The sequence below is a fragment of the Pseudomonas sp. X4 genome (assembly GCF_040784925.1).
GTDB lineage: Bacteria > Pseudomonadota > Gammaproteobacteria > Pseudomonadales > Pseudomonadaceae > Aquipseudomonas > Aquipseudomonas putida_Z.
The window spans coordinates 3,773,751-3,790,883 of the sequence record NZ_CP160798.1 but is presented as its reverse complement, the minus strand read 5'-3'; the positions used below and the strand labels follow the sequence as shown (position 1 = coordinate 3,790,883).

The 17,133-nt window shown below is 64.6% G+C and carries 20 protein-coding genes; 3 read left to right on the top strand and 17 right to left on the bottom strand.

Features of this window, described 5'->3' with window-relative positions; all coding sequences use genetic code 11:
* The first annotated feature begins 151 nt into the window (after positions 1-151).
* Together ABX298_RS16935 and ABX298_RS16930 are read left to right on the top strand one after the other, a co-directional pair.
* Positions 152-634 (top strand): hypothetical protein, encoded by a 483-nt coding sequence (locus tag ABX298_RS16935; RefSeq protein WP_025338041.1) that lies wholly within the window; start codon positions 152-154, stop codon positions 632-634.
* 147 nt (positions 635-781) lie between these two features.
* The gene (locus ABX298_RS16930) at positions 782-2,068 is read left to right on the top strand and encodes an OmpP1/FadL family transporter (RefSeq protein WP_137163195.1); all 1,287 of its coding nucleotides are present in this window, start codon (positions 782-784) and stop codon (positions 2,066-2,068) included.
* A gap of 151 nt (positions 2,069-2,219) precedes the next feature.
* Here the strand turns inward: ABX298_RS16930 and ABX298_RS16925 are convergent, their stop codons facing one another.
* Positions 2,220-3,149 (bottom strand): LysR family transcriptional regulator, encoded by a 930-nt coding sequence (locus ABX298_RS16925; RefSeq protein WP_317410097.1) that lies wholly within the window; start codon positions 3,147-3,149, stop codon positions 2,220-2,222.
* A gap of 114 nt (positions 3,150-3,263) precedes the next feature.
* Here ABX298_RS16925 and ABX298_RS16920 point away from each other — a divergent pair, with 114 nt between their 5' ends.
* On the top strand, positions 3,264-3,524 hold the full coding sequence (locus tag ABX298_RS16920; RefSeq protein WP_317410098.1) for a DUF2798 domain-containing protein: 261 nt from the start codon (positions 3,264-3,266) through the stop codon (positions 3,522-3,524).
* Here ABX298_RS16920 and ABX298_RS16915 read toward each other — a convergent pair.
* From ABX298_RS16915 to cobO, 16 genes are all read right to left on the bottom strand, one after another.
* Entirely contained in the window at positions 3,505-3,819 is a 315-nt protein-coding gene (locus tag ABX298_RS16915) for a hypothetical protein (RefSeq protein WP_367393358.1), read from the bottom strand. The two genes, ABX298_RS16920 and ABX298_RS16915, sit on opposite strands and share 20 nt — an antisense overlap.
* Positions 3,820-4,430: 611 nt before the next feature.
* The gene (locus ABX298_RS16910; RefSeq protein WP_286101190.1) at positions 4,431-4,982 is read right to left on the bottom strand and encodes a glutathione peroxidase; all 552 of its coding nucleotides are present in this window, start codon (positions 4,980-4,982) and stop codon (positions 4,431-4,433) included.
* A gap of 46 nt (positions 4,983-5,028) precedes the next feature.
* Positions 5,029-5,151, bottom strand: a complete 123-nt coding sequence (locus tag ABX298_RS16905; RefSeq protein WP_075044023.1) for a hypothetical protein — start codon at positions 5,149-5,151, stop codon at positions 5,029-5,031.
* Complete coding sequence (locus ABX298_RS16900) at positions 5,148-6,341, bottom strand: MFS transporter (protein WP_204249926.1); 1,194 nt, start codon at positions 6,339-6,341, stop codon at positions 5,148-5,150. The genes ABX298_RS16905 and ABX298_RS16900 overlap by 4 nt, the downstream gene beginning before the upstream one ends.
* A 72-nt stretch (positions 6,342-6,413) precedes the next feature.
* Entirely contained in the window at positions 6,414-6,818 is a 405-nt protein-coding gene (locus ABX298_RS16895; protein WP_025338032.1) for a MarR family winged helix-turn-helix transcriptional regulator, read from the bottom strand.
* 213 nt (positions 6,819-7,031) lie between these two features.
* Positions 7,032-8,150: a glycoside hydrolase family 5 protein gene (locus ABX298_RS16890; RefSeq protein ID WP_367394484.1), complete on the bottom strand. Its 1,119-nt coding sequence runs from the start codon at positions 8,148-8,150 to the stop codon at positions 7,032-7,034.
* Positions 8,151-8,373: 223 nt separating this feature from the next.
* A complete protein-coding gene (locus ABX298_RS16885; protein ID WP_367393357.1) occupies positions 8,374-9,096 on the bottom strand; it encodes an adenosylcobinamide-GDP ribazoletransferase in 723 nt (240 codons plus the stop codon).
* 1 nt (position 9,097) lies between these two features.
* Positions 9,098-9,664, bottom strand: coding sequence for a histidine phosphatase family protein (locus ABX298_RS16880; protein WP_367393356.1), 567 nt, complete (start codon positions 9,662-9,664; stop codon positions 9,098-9,100).
* Entirely contained in the window at positions 9,661-10,716 is a 1,056-nt protein-coding gene (cobT, locus tag ABX298_RS16875) for a nicotinate-nucleotide--dimethylbenzimidazole phosphoribosyltransferase (protein ID WP_182328617.1), read from the bottom strand. Before cobT ends, ABX298_RS16880 begins: the two co-directional genes overlap by 4 nt.
* A complete protein-coding gene (cobU, locus tag ABX298_RS16870; protein WP_039615361.1) occupies positions 10,713-11,234 on the bottom strand; it encodes a bifunctional adenosylcobinamide kinase/adenosylcobinamide-phosphate guanylyltransferase in 522 nt (173 codons plus the stop codon). The genes cobT and cobU overlap by 4 nt, the downstream gene beginning before the upstream one ends.
* 1 nt (position 11,235) lies before the next feature.
* Positions 11,236-12,690, bottom strand: coding sequence for a cobyric acid synthase (locus ABX298_RS16865; RefSeq protein ID WP_085721795.1), 1,455 nt, complete (start codon positions 12,688-12,690; stop codon positions 11,236-11,238).
* Positions 12,687-13,679: a threonine-phosphate decarboxylase CobD gene (gene cobD, locus ABX298_RS16860; RefSeq protein WP_367393355.1), complete on the bottom strand. Its 993-nt coding sequence runs from the start codon at positions 13,677-13,679 to the stop codon at positions 12,687-12,689. Before cobD ends, ABX298_RS16865 begins: the two co-directional genes overlap by 4 nt.
* Positions 13,672-14,580 (bottom strand): adenosylcobinamide-phosphate synthase CbiB, encoded by a 909-nt coding sequence (gene cbiB, locus ABX298_RS16855; RefSeq protein ID WP_015269245.1) that lies wholly within the window; start codon positions 14,578-14,580, stop codon positions 13,672-13,674. The genes cobD and cbiB overlap by 8 nt, the downstream gene beginning before the upstream one ends.
* Positions 14,577-15,227, bottom strand: coding sequence for a 5,6-dimethylbenzimidazole synthase (bluB, locus tag ABX298_RS16850; RefSeq protein ID WP_025338024.1), 651 nt, complete (start codon positions 15,225-15,227; stop codon positions 14,577-14,579). The genes cbiB and bluB overlap by 4 nt, the downstream gene beginning before the upstream one ends.
* Positions 15,224-16,519, bottom strand: a complete 1,296-nt coding sequence (locus tag ABX298_RS16845) for a cobyrinate a,c-diamide synthase (RefSeq protein ID WP_075044014.1) — start codon at positions 16,517-16,519, stop codon at positions 15,224-15,226. The genes bluB and ABX298_RS16845 overlap by 4 nt, the downstream gene beginning before the upstream one ends.
* Complete coding sequence (gene cobO / locus ABX298_RS16840; protein WP_013971375.1) at positions 16,516-17,127, bottom strand: cob(I)yrinic acid a,c-diamide adenosyltransferase; 612 nt, start codon at positions 17,125-17,127, stop codon at positions 16,516-16,518. Before cobO ends, ABX298_RS16845 begins: the two co-directional genes overlap by 4 nt.
* Positions 17,128-17,133: the final 6 nt, after the last annotated feature.

The window sequence follows — 17,133 nt, the reverse complement described above, 5'->3', positions numbered from 1 at the left end:
CAGGCAGCAATCGATTTAAAAACAGCCCTTTACACCACGATTATCACACTACACTTCAACTCGAGCGGTGCTTGCCGCTTCCGGCGGGCCTGATCACTCACCAGCTGCCAAGCTCCAGTGCCCGTCCGGCCCTTAACTGCTCGAGGGCATCATGGGTATCGCGGCGAATGAATTGTGTCAGTATGTGATCCGACCCACCCTGGTCTACCTGAACCGTCACTGCGCCAGCGCCGAAGCCTTGTTGCTGGGCATCGCCGCCAGCCAGTCGGCCCTGGGGTCGGCCTTGCACGACCGTCGTGGGCATGGCCTGTACCGTATCGGCGAACACCGTCACCAGGCGATCTGGGACGACTACCTTGCCCGTGACCCCGACCTGGCCAGCCTGGTCCGCGGCCTGGCCAGTCAGCACGCCTTCCTCGGCGGCCCGCACCTGGAACTCACCGTCAACCTGCGCTATTCCACCGCCATTGCCTGGATGCTCGTCGAAGAGCAGGCCACGCCACTGCCTGCCGCCGATGACCTTCTCGCGCTGGCGCGGATCTGGCGACAGATTTTCAACCCACAAGGTCGCCTGCGCGACTTCACCCACGCCTGGCATACCTGCATAGATCAGAGATTGCCGCAGGCATCTTAAGACGCGTCCTACAACGCACCCGGAAAAAAGGGAATTTTGGTCGGATTGTCCTACAAAACCGCTCTATCTCCTGCGATTGAGGCTATAGCGCGGCGCGTGATTTGTTGGTAGCTTTTCGCCCCGGAGATCCCAAGGAGTTTTCTAATAATGAAAAAAGTAATGCTCAAAACCTCCCTCGGCATTGCCGTTGCTCTTGCTTCCAGCCAACTGCTTGCCGCAGGTTTCGCGCTGAACGAGCAAAGCATCAGCGGCATGGGAACCGGTTTTGCGGGACGTTCGTCTTCTGCCGAAGATGCCAGCACTGTGTATGGCAACCCTGCAGGCATGTCGCGCCTGAAGCGCGAACAGGTCACCGTGGGTGGTGCGGCCGTAATTGCCAAAACTGATATTTCGGGTCCTGGTAGCAATTTCGGGGGGGAAACCGATGGCGACATGGTCCCGGTCGTGGGCGTGCCCATGGGTTACTACGTCAAGCCGATCGATGATCATTGGAGCGTCGGTTTCGGTGTTTACGTGCCATACGGCCTGATCACCGACTACGGTAGCGGCGACGCGGCACGTTACTGGGGCAAGAAGAGCAAGGTCGAGGTTGTCACCTTCCAGCCAACCATCAGCTATGCCTTCAACGACAAGGTGTCGATCGGTTTTGGTCCGACCATCAACCGTATCAAGGGTGAACTGGGCTCGAACCTGAGCAGCGCCGCCTTCCCCGGGTTTCTGGGCGGTGGCCCTGATGGCGAAGTCAAGATCAAGGGCGACGACACCGCTATCGGCTACAACATCGGCGTCCTCGTACAAGCCACAGACCGTACCCGCGTGGGTCTGACCTATCACTCGATGGTCGACTACAAGCTTGAAGGCGATACCCGTGTTTCCTACCCGGTTGCTCTTGCTGGTCTCAGCGGCAAATTCGACGCCAGCCTGAAAATCAAGACACCGGAGTCCGTGGACTTCTCGGTCACCCATGAACTGGATGACCACTGGACCCTGTATGCGGGTAGCACCTGGACTCGCTGGAGCCGCCTGGAGAGCATCGTTGTAAAGAACGAAGCACCGGCGGGCTACCCACTGCAGACCATCACCGAAGAGCAGAACTGGCATGACACCTGGGCACACGCCATTGGTGCTGCCTACAAGGTGAACAAGGAGTGGACCCTGCGTGCAGGCTTCTCCGTCGACCAGTCGCCCACCAACAACCACGATCGCTCGCCGCGCATTCCTACCGGCGACCGTAAAGCGGTCAGCTTTGGTGCCGGCTGGAGCCCGAACGATGACATGACCATCGATGTTGCCTACTCCTACCTGTGGGAAGAGGACACCAAGGTCAACAATCAACCGGACTCGCCGACGGAAGGTGCCTTGAAAGGCAACTACCAGGCCAAGTACGAGAACAGCGCTCACGGTATCGGTGCATCCCTTACCTACCGCTTCTGATAGCTTCAAGAAAGTCGGGGCCGCTTTGCGGCCCATCGCGACACAAGGCCGCTCCTGCAACGACCGCACAAAACCGATTCTACGGGATCATGCGGACGCTGTAGGAGCGGCCTTGTGTCGCGATGGGCTGCAAAGCAGCCCCAATATCGTTTCAGGCCTGCACCTGCCAGCTGTCACCCAGGCATTCGCGCAGGTAGCCCATGAACACACGCACTTTTGCGGTCATGGCGAAGCGGTCGGCCAGGCACAGGTAGATATCCATCGGTTCGGTCTGGGCATAGGCCTGGCCGCTATCGCTGTATTCGAACAACGGCACCAGCGCCCCGGTGGCCAAATGCGGCCTTACGATGAACTCGGCCAGGCGGGTGATGCCGCCATCATGCAGTGCCATCTGGGTCAGGGCGTCTATGTCGTCGCTGATCAATACGCTGCCGAACTCTGCCTCGAACCGCAGCCCGTCGCGCATGAACCCCCAACGCAGGAAGCGCCCATCCACCGGGTAGCGGAACACCAGGCAGCGGTGGTCACGCAAGGCCTCGGGCGTGGCCGGCACACCGGCGCTTTGCAGGTAACCGGGCGAGGCACAGCAAATGAACGGTATACGGGCGATATGCCGGGCCAGCAACTGGTCTTCGAGTTGCGGGGCAATGCGCAGGCTCACGTCCACATCCTCCCGCGCGTGGTTGACCCGGCGATCAGTCGTTACCAACTCTATCGAAAGCAGTGGGTAGCGGGCACTGAACGCGGGTATCAATGGCGCCAGGACATGGCGACCGAAGGCGGACGTCGAGGCAATGCACAGCCGCCCTTGGGGTTCACTGTCGGGGGCGGTGACGGCCTGTTCGGCCAAGGCCAGGTCGCGCTCGATGTGCCTGACGCGTTCGTAATACTGGGTGCCGGCGGGTGTCAGCGCCATACTGCGGGTGGTGCGGCTGAGCAGGCGAACCTGCAAGTGGCCTTCCAGGCGTGCCAGGTTCTGGCTAACCGCGGCCGGGCTCAGGCCCAGGTTGCGGGCACCGGCGGCGATGCTGCCGGCTTCGACCACCTTGATGAAGCTGCGAATGGCGTTGAGCAGGTCCATGCTGAGCCCTTGGATTCGTAAGAATCTCTTTATAAAGAACTCAATACGGCTGGTCTACAGCTGCTGCCGGGTGCGTTGCTAACCTGCGCCTCTACTTTCTTTTCAGGAGTTCGCATGAGCAACCTGTCCCAGACACGCAGCCGACGCAAATTGCACCCGGGGGCCACGCCCTACGTTTTTGCCTTCTACATGTCGTCGATCATGGCGCTATTGATGTGTTTCGTGATCACGGCAGCGAATGGGGGGATTAACCCTGAATACCTTGGCAACGTGCTGAAGGCTTACCAGTTGGCGATGCCTGTGGCGTTCGTTTGTGTATTGATGGTCAGGCCGGTGGTTGTGCGGTTGGTGGCGATTACTGTGCATGCAAAGTGAAGTAACCTGAAACCCAGACAAGTCCCCTGCTCTTGCTCTTGCTCTTGCTCTTGCTCTTGCTCTTGCTCTTGCTCTTGCTCTTGCTCTTGCTCTTGCTCTTGATCTTGATCTTGATCTTGATCTTGATCTTGATCTTGATCTTGATCTTGATCTTGATCTTGATCTTGATCTTGATCTTGATCTTGATCTTGATCTTGATCTTGATCTTGATCTTGATCTTGATCTTGATCTTGATCTTGATCTTCGCGACTTCAGGAGGCCGAGCAGAGGTCTTGCGGAGGGAGGTGACGGGCATGGATGCCCGTCAAGCGCTGAGGCCCCATGGATGGGGCCTGCAGCGCGTACTCCCGGGAGCAAGACCGGCGCGAGGGAACCCCGTAGCGTAGCGGAGGGGCCGGATGATGGGAGCGCAGCGTTTTTTGGTTACTTTTTGTCGCGTTTGACAAAAAGTGACTCGCCGTAAGGGCGAAAAGGTGAGTAAGCGTCGCCATCGTAAATGGACTATGCGCGAGATCAATACCAGTACTTTTCCGCTCTTCGCTCTTCGCTCTTCGCTTTCAAGCGTGGGCATCAACAACAAGGTCAACATTCATTTTCGAAGGTGGCGCTTAATCACCTTTCCGCCCTTACGGCGGAAAGGTGTCACCTATGTGAGTGAACTTTTATGTAACCCATGTGGGTGACCCGTACATGGCTCCTATCATCCGGCCCCTACGCTGCGCTCCGGGGTCCCCTCGCTACGGGCCTGCTCCCGGGAGTACGCGCTGCAGGCCCCATCCATGGGGCCTCAGCGCTTGACGGGCATCCATGCCCGTCACCTCCCTCCGCAGTCCCTTCGCTCGGCCTCCTGAAGTCGCAATCGGCGGCGCCTGAACTATCGCGCGCTTAAAAGCAAAAGCAGCCAGGTTATGGCTGGGAGGCAATGGCCTTTTCGATGGCTGCCCGGAACGCTGGATCATCCGGCTTGGTCAGGCTGGAAAAGTTACCAATCACCTTGCCCTTGCGGTCCACCACGTACTTGTAGAAATTCCACTTCGGCGCACTGCTCTGGTTGGCCAGCTCCGCGAACAGCGGTATCGCATCCGCGCCCCGAACCGCCTGTGTCTTGGTCATGGTAAAGGTGACGCCATAGTTGGCATAACAAACCTTGGCTGTCTTCTCGCTGTCGGCGTCCTCCTGCTTGAAGTCATTGGAAGGCACACCAAGCATTTCCAGGCCTTGCTCGTGATATTCCTTGTATGTCGCCTCAAGCCCCTCGAACTGCGGCGCAAAACCGCAGTAACTGGCCGTGTTGACCACCACCAGCGGCTTGCCGGCAAAGCGCTGGCACAGGTCCACCTGCCCCTTGCCCCGCAACTCTGGCAGGCTACCCTGCAACAACGCCGGGCAATCGGCAGCCCAGCTCGATGCGCCGGCAAGCAGGGCCAGCACCGGCACCGTCAACCAATGTGCACGCATGACTCGTTTCTCCCGCAAGACAATCCCTGAACTTGCAGGGTAGCGCCTAACAAACACTCATGCCCAGCTGCATCAGCGCCATCCCGCCCTTGTGCCAGCCCCACCACACCAGCGCCAGCAGCAACAGGGCGGCGACGGCCAGTAGCCCTCGAGCCAGGTAGCGGTTCATGCGGCCTGGGCCTGCAGGCGGGCGACCGGACGTTCGCGCACGGGCCAGTTGAGGGCGGCAGCCAGCAGACTGAGCAGGATGGAAATCTGCCAGACCAGGTCGTAGCTGCCGGTGCGGTCATACACCACTCCGCCCAACCAGCCGCCCAGGAAGGCGCCCAGCTGGTGGAACAGGAAGACGATACCGCCAAGCATGGACAGGTTGCGCACGCCGAACACAGTGGCCACCGTGCCGTTGGTCAACGGCACCGTGGACAACCACAGCAGGCCCATGGCGATGCCGAACAGGTAAGCGCTGACTTCAGTCACCGGCGCCCAGAGGAACAGCACGATCACTACCGCACGCAGCAGGTACAACCCGGTCAGCAGGCGCGGCTTGGACATGCGCCCGCCCAGCCAGCCAGCGGTGAAGGTACCGACGATATTGAACAGGCCTACCAGCGCCAGCACCGTTGTGCCGGTGGTCGCGGCCAGGTGCTGGTCGACCAGGTAGGCCGGCAGGTGCACGCCAATGAACACCACCTGGAAACCACAAACGAAAAAGCCCAGCGCCAGCAACCAGAAGCCGGAATGCGAGCACGCCTCGCGCAAGGCCTGGCCCAGGGTCTGTTCGGTACCATGAGTGGGCAGCGGCCGGTCGCGCAGCAGGCCGACGAAGGGCACGATCAGCGCCACCATCAGGCCCAGTACCAGCAACGCTGCGGACCAGCCCAACCATTGGATCAGGCCGAGCGTGCCCGGCAACATGGCGAACTGGCCGAAAGAACCGGCAGCGCTGGCAATGCCCATGGCCATGCTGCGCTTCTCCGCCGGCACGGCACGCCCAACCACGCCGAGGATGACCGAGAACGAGGTGCCGGACAGGCCGATGCCGATCAGCAAGCCGGCACTCAGCGACAACGACCAGGCCGAGTCGGCCATGCCCATCAGCACCAACCCGGCAGCGTAGAGAATACCGCCAATGATCACCACCCGCGCCGCGCCCATGCGGTCGGCCAGGGCGCCGGCGAACGGTTGCGCCAGCCCCCAGATCAGGTTCTGCAAGGCAATGGCGAAGGCGAATACCTCACGCCCCCAGCCGAAGTCCGCGCTCATAGGCGCCAGGAACAGGCCGAAGCCGTGCCGCACACCCAGGGACAGCGCCAGGATCAGCGCTGCCCCCACCAATACCCACCCGCTGGTTCGCCACACCGAAGTCATTGTCGTTATCTCCAGCACATCGCAAGGTTTTACGGGTATATACCCGCTTATAGTCGTATCAATTCAAGCCAGCTGGTTCAGCAAACGCACCAGTTCATCCCGCTGCCCTGCCCCCAGCCGCTCCACCAGTTCGGCCTGTGCCTGTTCCCAGGCCGGATGGGCAGCGCGCAGCAGTTGGGTACCGGCCTCGGTCAGCAGCACCACGCGGTTGCGCTGATCGTCACCATCAGCCAAGGCCACCAGCCCTTCAGCCTCCAGCACCCGCAGGTTGCGGCCCAGGGTACTACGCTCCAGGCCCATGGCCTCCGCCAGGGTGGTGATACTCGGGCGATCGAGCCGCTGCAGATGACGCAACAGGGAAAACTGGGCGACATTGACCCCGAAGCCGGCAAGGGCCTCGTCGTAATGCCGGCTCACCCCACGGGCGGCACGACGCAGGTGGGTGCAGATGCATTCACTGGTCAACATGGATACGTGTATATACCCGCGTCATGTGTGTTGCAAGAGATTTCACGATTACCGACGCCCCTCAGCCCTAATGCCTGTCAGATAGCGTTAATGGGGCTGCTACGCAGCCCATCGCCGGCAAGCCAGCTCCCACAGGTACAGCGACAACCTCGAGAGCAACGCTGTACCTGTGGGAGCTGGCTTGCCGGCGATGGGCCGCAAAGCGGCCCCCAATTACTTAACCAGGTTCAAGCGCCGGCGAATCGGCTCGAACTCTGCTGTAGCCTTGCGCACCAGCGGGTCTGGAACGGCCTGCTCGATTGCCTGCCAATAGCGCCACGGCACCTTGGCCGAGCCCAGTTCGTAGTCCATGCCGTCCCAGTTATCTTCACGGAAGCTGTAGAAGGCCCAGTGCAACTGGTGGCGATCCAGCACGCTGAGCACGTCTTCCAGGTATTGCCGGCAGCCCGGCAGCCTGCGCATGCAGCCGAACTCGCCCACCACCAACCGCGAGCGGGGCACGTTCATGGCCGCGGCCCAGTCCAGCGGCTGGCGCAGATATTGCGCCACACGCTGGCCATCCCACTGCTGCGTTTGCCCCGCGAACGGTGCCGAGCCGGGATAGGCGATGGGTTGCTTGCGCGTCATGTTCGGTGCACTGGTCACCAGATAGGGCTCGTACATGTGCACGCTGTACAGCACCCGCTGGTCTTCCAGAGGTGCCGGCCAGTAACCAAAGGCGTCGGCGGCGGCGAACCAGCCGGCATCGAGCATGACCGGCGTGTCCGCGTCCTCCTCGCGAATGGCCGCTATCAACTGCCGATACAGGGCCGGCAGATCACGCGCACTGCCCTGCTGCCGTGCATACCACTGCTGCATTTGCCCAGGGTCGGCATGCTCGGCCAGGCCACCTTGCTTCTCCGGGGCGGGCTCGTTGACCAGGTTGTAGGCGGCGATGGCCGGGTGACCTTTCAGCTCACGGGCCAGATCCCGCCAGAAGGCCGCAGCCTGCAACCAGTAGCGTTTGTCCTGCCAGAGGCGGTCGTCGAACTGGCCCTGGTTGTTTTGCGACCAGCGCATGCCGGGTAGCGAGAGCGGTGCGATCACCACCTTGAGGCCGGCCTTATGGGCGCGGTCGAGGGTGGCTCGCAGCGTGGCCAGGTCAGCCGCAGCCAGGCCTTGATAGGCATCGGCATCGCCGAGGAGGAAGTCGCGTTCCGCCGGCTGCCATTTGTCGTAGGACAGCCGCACCCAGGTCGCGCCATAACCGCTCAAGGCGTCGAAGTAGGCTTGATCAGGCGGCAGCCGGTTGAAGCTGTTGCCACCGTGGCGGGGGGTGTTCCAGAAAGCCATGAGATCGGCTGCCATGGCAGCAGGCCCCATGGCCAACAAAAACGCAGCGAGAATGACATGACGCATGGTGCCGACACTCCTCGACGTTTGCGGGAGGGGCAAGCATACGCCAGTGAAAAGATGCCGGTTCTTGCTGAGTTTTTTCAGGAATTTACCAACACGTTAGGCTCAGAAACGCCCTACAGAAACATCCTGCTTGCGCGGTCACTTGTAGGAGCAAGGCTCAGACGCCCAACGCCAACCCCAGCACCACGGCCAATTCGAGCAACTCGAGCATTGCACCAGCGGTATCGCCGGTAGTCCCGCCCAGGCGCCGGCACATCAGTTGTCGCAACCAGGCAAACACCGCCAACGCCAGCACCACGACCCACCCGCCCAGGACCAGGCAAAAAAGCACACAGCCCAGCAGCACCCAACCGGCCGCATGCCGGGGCAGGTGCTCGGCCAGCGCCTGCCCCAAACCACCCTGCCGTACATAAGGCGTACTCAGGAACAACCCGAGCATCGCCGCCCGCCCGATCAACGGTGCCAGTAGCAACTGCGCGCCAATGCCCTGCTCGACCAGCACCCACAAGGCGCAGAACTTCAACAACAGCACCAGCACCAGCGTAACCACGGCAATCGGCCCGCTACGCGGGTCTTTCATGATCAGCAGGGTGCGTTCGCGGTCACCGAAACCACCCAGCCAAGCGTCGGCGCTGTCCGCCAGGCCATCCAGATGCAAGGCGCCACTGAGCAACACCCACAACGTCAGCAGCAGGGCCGCGTGCAGCGGCGTCGGCGTGCCCTCCAGCAGGTGGCTGGCCAGCCACAGCAACAGGCCGAACAGCAACCCGACCAGCGGGTAGCAGAGCAGCGAGCGCCCCACCTCGCGCGGCGCCGGCATGCCCGGCAGACTCACCGGCAGACTGCTGAGAAACTGCAAGGCAATCCACAACGGCAACATTTCAGCGCCCCTCGACCAACTGGCCGTCGTCACCCGGCACCAATCGCATCAGCGCAGCGTGGCCGACTTCGACCTGCAGCAACTGCGCCCTCGGCAAACCACGGGCACGGGCCAGCAGCAACCGCATCACGCCGCCATGGGTGACCAGCAGCACACGCTTGCCAGCATGCTGATGGCTCAGGCACTCGACAGCCCCCAGCACACGCTCGGCGAACGCCTCGACCGGCTCGCCATTGGGCGGTGTAAAAGCGTAAGGGTCCGCCCAGAAGCGCCCCAGCGCGTCCGCCTGGTCTTCCATGATCTGCGCCGCACTACGGCCTTCCCAGTCGCCAAAATGCAGTTCCTGCAACGCCGCTTCGCGCTGTACCGGCAGGTTCAGCCGCTCGCCCAGTTCCTCGGCAAAACGCGCACAGCGCTGCAGCGGCGAACTGACCAGCACCTCCCACGGGCCGGCTTCGGCCACGGCGTGACGCATCTGCGCCCAGCCCTTGTCGGTCAAGGCATCATCAAGGCTGCCACGCAGGCCTCCCTGTTCCGTTTCGCCATGGCGCAGCAGGTCGAGGATCATGCCGGGCGGTCCGCCACCGCAGCCTCGGCGAAGGTCGCCATCTGCCCGTGCAACGCACAGGCCAGGCGCAACAGCGGTACGGCCAGGGCAGCCCCACTGCCCTCGCCCAGGCGCAGGCCCAGGGCCAGCAACGGCTCGGCCTGCAACGCGTCGAGCAAGGCTTTGTGCCCAGGCTCTGCGCCTTGGTGGGCGAACAGCAACCAGGCCCGACACTGCGGGTTGAGGCGCACCGCCAGCAGCGCGGCGACACTGCAGATGAAGCCGTCCACCAGTACCGCGATACCCGCCTGCGCGCAGCCAATGTAGGCACCGGCCAAGGCCGCGATCTCGAAACCACCGACACAGCCCAGTGCCTGCAATGGATCGTTGGCGCTAAGGCCATGCAGGCTCAACGCACGCTCGATGACCTCGGCCTTGTGCCGCACCCCGGCGTGGTCCAGGCCGGTACCAGGGCCACTCAACTCAGCCGGCGGGCAGCCCAGCAGGACGCTAGCCAAGGCAGCGGCAGCCGTGGTGTTGCCAATACCCATCTCGCCACCGATGAACAGCTGCGCGCCCTGTTCGGCGGCGCGCAGGGCACTATCGCGGCCAGCCTGCAGGGCGGCCTGCAGCTGGCCCTCGGTCATCGCTGGCTGGCGGGCGAAGTTGGCGGTACCGGCGCCCAGGCGCAGATGGCGCACGCCAGGCAGTTCCAGGTGCGGGTCGATGGTGCCCAGGTCGACCACTTCCAGGCTTGCTTGCAGCTGGCGCGCCAGCACGCTGATTGCCGCGCCACCGCCGACGAAGTTGCGCAGCATCTGCCCGGTCACCGCTTGCGGGTAGGCCGAGATGCCTTCCTCGACCACGCCGTGGTCACCGGCAAAAATGCTGATTGCGGCGTTATCCAAGGTCGGCCGTTCACACCCCTGCAGGCCGGCCAGCTGAATGGCCAAACCTTCCAGTTGGCCGAGCGAACCGGCAGGTTTGGTCAGCTGCTGCTGACGGGCGCGGGCCTGGTCCATGGCGGCGTTGTCGAGGGGTTGGCAGGCGTCACGCCACCAGGCTTGGGTCATAGTGCAGGTCCTTTGAGCATTAGGGGCAGGCCGGCCACGGTCAGCACCACGCGCTGACAGCGTTCGGCCACAGCCTGGTGCAGCCAGCCGGCCAGGTCGACATAGCGTCGGGTCAGCTCGCCCATGGGCACGACGCCCAGGCCGGTTTCGTTACTGACCAGGATGACCGTGCCCGGCAACTGTTCCAGGCAGGCCAGCAGCGCATCACGCTCCTCGGTCAGGCGCTGGTCGTCTTCGAGCATCAGCAGGTTGGTCAGCCACAGGGTCAGGCAATCCACCAGCAGGCAGCGCCCTTCGGCCGCTTCGGCGCGCAGCACCGCGGCCAGGGCCAGGGGTTCTTCGATCAGCCCCCAGTCATCGGGGCGACGCTGGCGGTGCAGCAGCACGCGTTCGTTCATTTCACCATCCAGCGGCTGGCTGGTGGCGATATAGGTCACCGGCAGGCCACTGGCGCTGGCCAGCTGTTCGGCCAGGCGGCTCTTGCCCGAGCGGGCGCCACCGAGGATCAGGTTGAGCATGTCAGGCCACCCCACAGAGCTGGCGCAGGCGCGCGGTGTCCAGGTGCTTTTCCACCAGGTCGGCCAGGCGCTCGATATCGCGTTCGCGCAGGGCCTGGTAATCGACGGCCTGCACATCATCCAGCCCAGCCCAGCGCAGCAGCGCCGCGCACGACTGGCTACCTTCGAACAGGCCGTGCAGGTAGGTGGCAAGTATCTGGCCATCAGCGCTGACAGCACCATCGCAACGGCCATCGGCAAGTTGCACGGCTGGCTGCTCCAGGGCAGGCCCCGTGGTGACGCCAGCATGAATTTCATAACCGGCAACCGGGACTGCCTCCAGGTTCAGCGTGCCGGCAACGTTGCGCAGTTGCTTCTCGGCTTCGAGCACCGTGGCGTAATCGAGCAGGCCAAGCCCCGGGCTGGAGCCGGCGGCACCTTCGAGACCAAGCGGGTCATGCACTTCGCGGCCCAGCATCTGCAGGCCACCGCAGATCCCGATCAGCTTGCCGCCATAGCGCAGGTGCCGGTCGATGGCCTTGTCCCAACCGCGCTCACGCAGTTGCGCCAGGTCGCCGCGCACACTCTTGGAGCCCGGCAGGATGATCAGGTCGGCGGCCGGGATCGGCTGGCCCGCGCCGATGAACTGCAGGTCCACCTGCGGGTGCAGGCGCAGCGGGTCAAAGTCGGTGTGGTTACTGATACGCGGCAGTGCCGGGACGATCACCTTGAGCACGCGCTCGGCCTTTGCCCCCTGGCGTGCGTCGATGCCGTCTTCGGCTTCCAGATGCAGATCGGTGACATACGGCAGCACGCCCAGTACCGGCTTGCCGGTGCGCTGCTCCAGCCAGTCCAGCCCCGGCTGCAGCAAGGCGATGTCGCCGCGGAAGCGGTTGATGACAAAGCCCTTTACCCGCGCCTGCTCACTGGGCGACAGCAGTTCCAGCGTGCCGACCAGATGGGCGAACACACCACCACGATTGATGTCGGCAACCAGGATCACCGGGCAGTCCACCGCTTCGGCAAAGCCCATGTTGGCAATGTCACCGGCACGCAGGTTGATCTCCGCCGGCGAGCCCGCGCCTTCGACCATGACTACCGGCCAGGCGGCGCTCAGGCGCTGGTGCGAGGCCAGCACCGCCTGCATGGCGATGGCCTTGTAGTCGTGGTAGGCCACCGCGTTCATGCTGGTGACGGCACGGCCATGGATGATCACCTGGGCGCCGGTGTCGCTGTTGGGCTTGAGCAGCACCGGGTTCATGTCGGTGTGCGGTTGCAGCCGGCAGGCCTGGGCCTGCACTGCCTGGGCCCGGCCGATTTCACCGCCGTCGGCGGTCACCGCGCTGTTCAGCGCCATATTCTGCGGCTTGAACGGCACCACGCCGACGCCCTGGCGCAACAGCCAGCGGCACAGTGCGGTCACCAGCGTGCTCTTGCCGGCGTCGGAGGTGGTGCCTTGCACCATGAGGGTGGTCATGCCGTTTCCTTCTGATAGGCCGCCAGGGCCTGGGCCAGGCGCTGTTCGTCCGCCGCATGGGCAGGCAGCCCAAGGCGTACCGCCGGCGGGTGCTCGAACAACCGCACCAGGATGCCGCGGCGGGCAAGAAAGTCATGCAGTTGTGCAGCGTGCTCGCTGCGTACGTACTGGAACAGGTCGCAACCGCCGCTGGGCGCCAGGCCGGCGCTGCGCAACAGCATAGCCAGCCGCTGGCTGGCGGCAGCGCAGCGTTCGACCTGCGCACGCTGGGCGGCGTGGTCGGCCAGGCTGGCCTGGGCCAGCACCCGGGTCGGGCCATTGACGGTCCACGGCCCCAGCAACTCGGCCAGGCGCAGCAGCAGGCTGCGTTCGGCGGCAACGAACCCCAGGCGCACGCCGGCCAGGCCGAAGAACTTGCCGAACGAGCGCAGCACGATCAGCCCCGGGCGCTCGGCACAATCGACCACGCCATCCGCCGGGGTGTTGTCCATGAACGCTTCGTCGACCAGCAGCCAACCACCGCGGGCGGCCAGGCGCGCATGCCAATCCAACAGGCGTTCACGCGGCACCCGGCGGCCGGTGGGGTTGTTGGGGTTGACCAGCACCAGTACGTCAAGGCTGTCGAGCGTCGCCTCGACCTGCGCTTCGTCCAGCTCCAGCAACTGGTGCCCCGCCCGTTGCCAGGCGTATGGGTGCTCGGCATAGCATGGCGTCAACACCCCTACCCGGCCGGCTGCGCGCAACAGCGGCAAGGCCTGGATCGCGGCCTGGGAACCGGCCACCGCCAGCAATTGGCGGGCGCCGTAATACGCACGCGCGGCGTCCTCCAGGCCGTCCTCGGTCTCCGGCAGGCGAGCCCAGGCCTCCACGGGAATCGGTGGAATCGGGAAAGGCCATGGCGCAATGCCGCTGGACAGGTCGAGCCACTGCTCGCGGGCGATGCCGTATTGCCGTACCGCCCGCAGCAGGCGGCCTCCGTGTTCAAGCATTGATATAGGCCCCCAGGCAGATCACCAGCAGCCACAGCCATACGCCGCGCTGCACCAGGCCCCAGCCGCGCTCGATGGCGTCGGCGTCGGCCATTGGCCCGTCACCCAGGCGTGGCCGCTCATGCAGCTCGCCGTGGTACACCGCCGGGCCACCCAGTTCCACACCTAACGCACCAGCACCGGCGGCCATCACCGGCCCGGCATTGGGGCTGTCCCACAGCGGGCCCTGCTTGCGCCAGCAGGCCAGGGCCAGGCGGGTCTTGCCCAGCAGCGCGTAGGTCAACGCCACCAGCCTGGCAGGGATATAGTTGAGCACATCGTCGACGCGCGCCGCGCACCAGCCGAAGCGTTCGAAGCGCTCGTTGCGGTAGCCCCACATGGCGTCCAGGGTGTTGCTCAGGCGGTACAGCACCACGCCCGGTGCGCCGGCGACCACGAACCAGAACAGCGCGGCGAATACCGCATCGCTGCCATTCTCCAGTACCGATTCGGTGGCCGCCCGGGCCACCGCAGGTTCGTCCAGTTCACGGGTTTCGCGGCTGACCAGGTAGCCCACACGGCGCCGCGCTTCTTGCAGGTCACCCTGGCGCAAGGCACTGGCCACCGGCAACACGTGTTCGCCCAGGCTGCGCAGCCCGACGGCGCAGTACAGCGCCAGCACGTCAACCAGCCAGCCGATGTACGGCAGCCAGGAGAGGATCAGTGCCACCAGGGTAAGCGGCACCACGGCCAGGAACCATGCGCTCACCCCGTGGCTGCGCCAGCCGCGCCCACCGGCATTCAGGCGGCGCTCGAGGTTACTGGCCATGTTGCCGAAGGCTACCAGCGGATGGCGCCGCTGCGGTTCGCCCAGCAAGGCATCCAGGGCCACCCCGGCCACGGTCAGCAAGGCCACGCTCATTGGCGCTCTCCCCATTGGTTCTCAAAGAGCATTTCACTCAAGGGCCGTTCCTCGGCCCAGTTTTCCAGCACCAGCATCGGTGCCGGGTAGAACTCGGTCACCGGCCCCAGGCACAGCACCGCGACCGGCTTGGCCCCGGCCGGCATGCCCAGCAGCGCCGCCAGCGCCTGCGGGTCGAACAGCGACACCCAGCCCATGCCCAGGCCTTCGCCACGGGCTGCCAGCCACAGGTTCTGGATGGCGCAGGCCAGCGAGGCCAGGTCCATTTCCGGCAGGGTGCGGCGGCCGAAGATATGTGGCTCGCGGTTGTCCATCAGGGCGGCCACCAGCAACTCGGCGCAGTCATTGATGCCCTCCACCTTCAGTTTCATGAAGGCGTCGGAGCGTTCGCCCAACGCTTCGGCGGTACGCACCCGCTCTGCTTCCACCAAGGCCTGGATGCGCGCACGCAGGTCGCGCCGGGTGATGCGGATGAAACGCCAGGGCTGCATCAGCCCGACGCTGGGCGCCTGGTGCGCGGCAGCCAACAGGCGGCCCAGCAGTTCCGGGGCTACCTCGCCACCGGCGAAATGGCGCATGTCACGGCGCTCGCCGATGGCCCGGTAGATCGCGGCGCGCTCGGCGTCGCTGTAGGCGTGTTCGCTCATGGTCGCAACAGCGCCGCCGCCGCATCCGGGTTGGAGGGGAAGTAGAAGTGCACGTAGGAAGCCGTCAGCCGACCCAGGCGGTACACCGCTTCGTTGCCACGCCCGCCATTGGGGCTCAGGCCACGTGCGATCGGCTCCAGTGCGGTACTGGTCAGCGAATGGTGATAGGTGTGACCGCGCAGGGTGCCTTCAGGCAGTTCCACCGCCTGCAAGGCCAAGGCAGCCAGGCGCTTCTGCATGGTCGCTTCGCCCGGCAGCAGGCCGAGCAGCTCGGCACGCTCGCCGGCCACGTCGGTCAGGGCATCGAGCAGATACAGCATGCCGCCGCACTCGGCCAGCAACGGTTTGCCCTGGGCGTGATGGGCACGGATCGCCTCGTTCATCGGCGCATTACCGGCCAGGGCGTGGTGGTGCAGTTCGGGATAACCGCCCGGCAGGTACAGGCTGTCCACTGCCGGCAGTTCGCGGTCATGCAGCGGCGAGAAGAATTCCAGCTGTGCGCCCAGGTTGCGCAGCAGGTCGAGGTTGGCGCCATAGGTGAAGGCAAAGGCCTCGTCCCGCGCCACGCCAATGCGCACACCGGCCAACGAGGCAGTACTGGCTTGCGGCTCGGGTTCGGCAAAGGTCACTGGCGGCGGCAAGGCAGCATCGCAACTGGCGCCAAGCGCCTCGGCAGCGGCATCCAGGCGCGCGTCCAGGTCGTTCAGCTCGCTGGCCTGGACCAGCCCCAGGTGGCGGCTGGGCAGCTCGATACCGCGCTCGCGGGACAAGCCGCCATACCAGCGCAGGCCCTCGGTCAGGCTACCTTCCAGCAGTTGCGCGTGGCGCAGGCTGCCGACCCGGTTGGCCAACACACCGGCAAACGGCAGGTCCGCCTGGTAGCGTGCCAGGCCCAGGGCCAGCGCGCCGAAGGTCTGGGCCATGGCCGTGCCGTCGATCACCGCCAGCACCGGCACGCCGAAGTGGCGCGCCAGGTCGGCGCTGGACGGCGTGCCGTCGAACAGCCCCATCACCCCTTCGATCAGGATCAGGTCGGCCTCGCCGGCGGCTTCCCACAGCAGGCGGCGGCTTTCCTCGGCGCCGATCATCCACAGGTCGAGCTGGTACACCGGCGCGCCGCTGGCCCGCTCGAGGATCATCGGGTCGAGAAAGTCGGGCCCGCACTTGAACACCCGCACCTTGCGCCCAAGGTTGCGGTGCAGGCGGGCCAGGGCGGCGGTGACGGTGGTCTTGCCCTGGCCAGAGGCCGGTGCCGCGATCAGCACGGCGGGGCAATGGCGCGGCTGGCTCACAGTTCCACGCCCTTCTGTGCACGGATGCCGGCCTGGAAGGCGTGCTTGAGCATGCCCATCTCGGTCACGGTGTCGGCCAGCTCGATCATCTCGGGTTTCGCGGCACGGCCAGTGACGATCACATGCTGCATCGGTGGGCGGGCCTGGATGTCGGACAGCACCTGGTCAAGGTCGAGGTAGCCGTGCTTGAGGGCGATGTTCAGTTCATCGAGCACCACGAACTGCACGCTAGGGTCTTGCAGCAACTGGCGCGACACGGCCCAGGCCGCTTCGGCGGCGGCAATGTCGCGCTGGCGGTCCTGGGTTTCCCAGGTAAAGCCCTCGCCCATCACGTGGTAGCGCACCTGCTCGGGGAAGCGGCGGAAGAACAGCTCTTCGCCGGTGCTGTTGCGGCCCTTGATGAACTGCACCACACCGCACTGCATGCCATGGCCCAGGGCGCGCGCGAGCATACCGAAGGCCGAGCTGCTCTTGCCTTTGCCATTGCCGGTCAGCACCAGCAGCAGGCCGCATTCGTTGGGGGAATTGGCGATGCGTTCGTCGATGATCGCCTTCTTGCGCTGCATGCGCGCCAGGTGGCGTTCGTCGCGTTCGGTGGATTCGCTCATCAGGGT

What these genes read in the sequence shown, in the direction of transcription:
- cobD (WP_367393355.1), bottom strand. Translation starts at nt 13,679, where the DNA reads ATGCTTGAACACGGAGGCCGCCTGCTGCGGGCGGTACGGCAATACGGC.
- cobT (WP_182328617.1), bottom strand. Translation starts at nt 10,716, where the DNA reads ATGACCCAAGCCTGGTGGCGTGACGCCTGCCAACCCCTCGACAACGCC.
- ABX298_RS16885 (WP_367393357.1), bottom strand. Translation starts at nt 9,096, where the DNA reads ATGTTGCCGTTGTGGATTGCCTTGCAGTTTCTCAGCAGTCTGCCGGTG.
- ABX298_RS16895 (WP_025338032.1), bottom strand. Translation starts at nt 6,818, where the DNA reads ATGTTGACCAGTGAATGCATCTGCACCCACCTGCGTCGTGCCGCCCGT.
- ABX298_RS16930 (WP_137163195.1), top strand. Translation starts at nt 782, where the DNA reads ATGAAAAAAGTAATGCTCAAAACCTCCCTCGGCATTGCCGTTGCTCTT.
- ABX298_RS16925 (WP_317410097.1), bottom strand. Translation starts at nt 3,149, where the DNA reads ATGGACCTGCTCAACGCCATTCGCAGCTTCATCAAGGTGGTCGAAGCC.
- cobO (WP_013971375.1), bottom strand. Translation starts at nt 17,127, where the DNA reads ATGAGCGAATCCACCGAACGCGACGAACGCCACCTGGCGCGCATGCAG.
- ABX298_RS16935 (WP_025338041.1), top strand. Translation starts at nt 152, where the DNA reads ATGGGTATCGCGGCGAATGAATTGTGTCAGTATGTGATCCGACCCACC.
- cobU (WP_039615361.1), bottom strand. Translation starts at nt 11,234, where the DNA reads ATGCTCAACCTGATCCTCGGTGGCGCCCGCTCGGGCAAGAGCCGCCTG.
- cbiB (WP_015269245.1), bottom strand. Translation starts at nt 14,580, where the DNA reads ATGAGCGTGGCCTTGCTGACCGTGGCCGGGGTGGCCCTGGATGCCTTG.
- ABX298_RS16920 (WP_317410098.1), top strand. Translation starts at nt 3,264, where the DNA reads ATGAGCAACCTGTCCCAGACACGCAGCCGACGCAAATTGCACCCGGGG.
- ABX298_RS16865 (WP_085721795.1), bottom strand. Translation starts at nt 12,690, where the DNA reads ATGACCACCCTCATGGTGCAAGGCACCACCTCCGACGCCGGCAAGAGC.
- ABX298_RS16880 (WP_367393356.1), bottom strand. Translation starts at nt 9,664, where the DNA reads ATGATCCTCGACCTGCTGCGCCATGGCGAAACGGAACAGGGAGGCCTG.
- ABX298_RS16915 (WP_367393358.1), bottom strand. Translation starts at nt 3,819, where the DNA reads ATGCCCGTCACCTCCCTCCGCAAGACCTCTGCTCGGCCTCCTGAAGTC.
- ABX298_RS16905 (WP_075044023.1), bottom strand. Translation starts at nt 5,151, where the DNA reads ATGAACCGCTACCTGGCTCGAGGGCTACTGGCCGTCGCCGCCCTGTTG.
- bluB (WP_025338024.1), bottom strand. Translation starts at nt 15,227, where the DNA reads ATGAGCGAACACGCCTACAGCGACGCCGAGCGCGCCGCGATCTACCGG.
- ABX298_RS16890 (WP_367394484.1), bottom strand. Translation starts at nt 8,150, where the DNA reads ATGGCTTTCTGGAACACCCCCCGCCACGGTGGCAACAGCTTCAACCGG.
- ABX298_RS16910 (WP_286101190.1), bottom strand. Translation starts at nt 4,982, where the DNA reads ATGCGTGCACATTGGTTGACGGTGCCGGTGCTGGCCCTGCTTGCCGGC.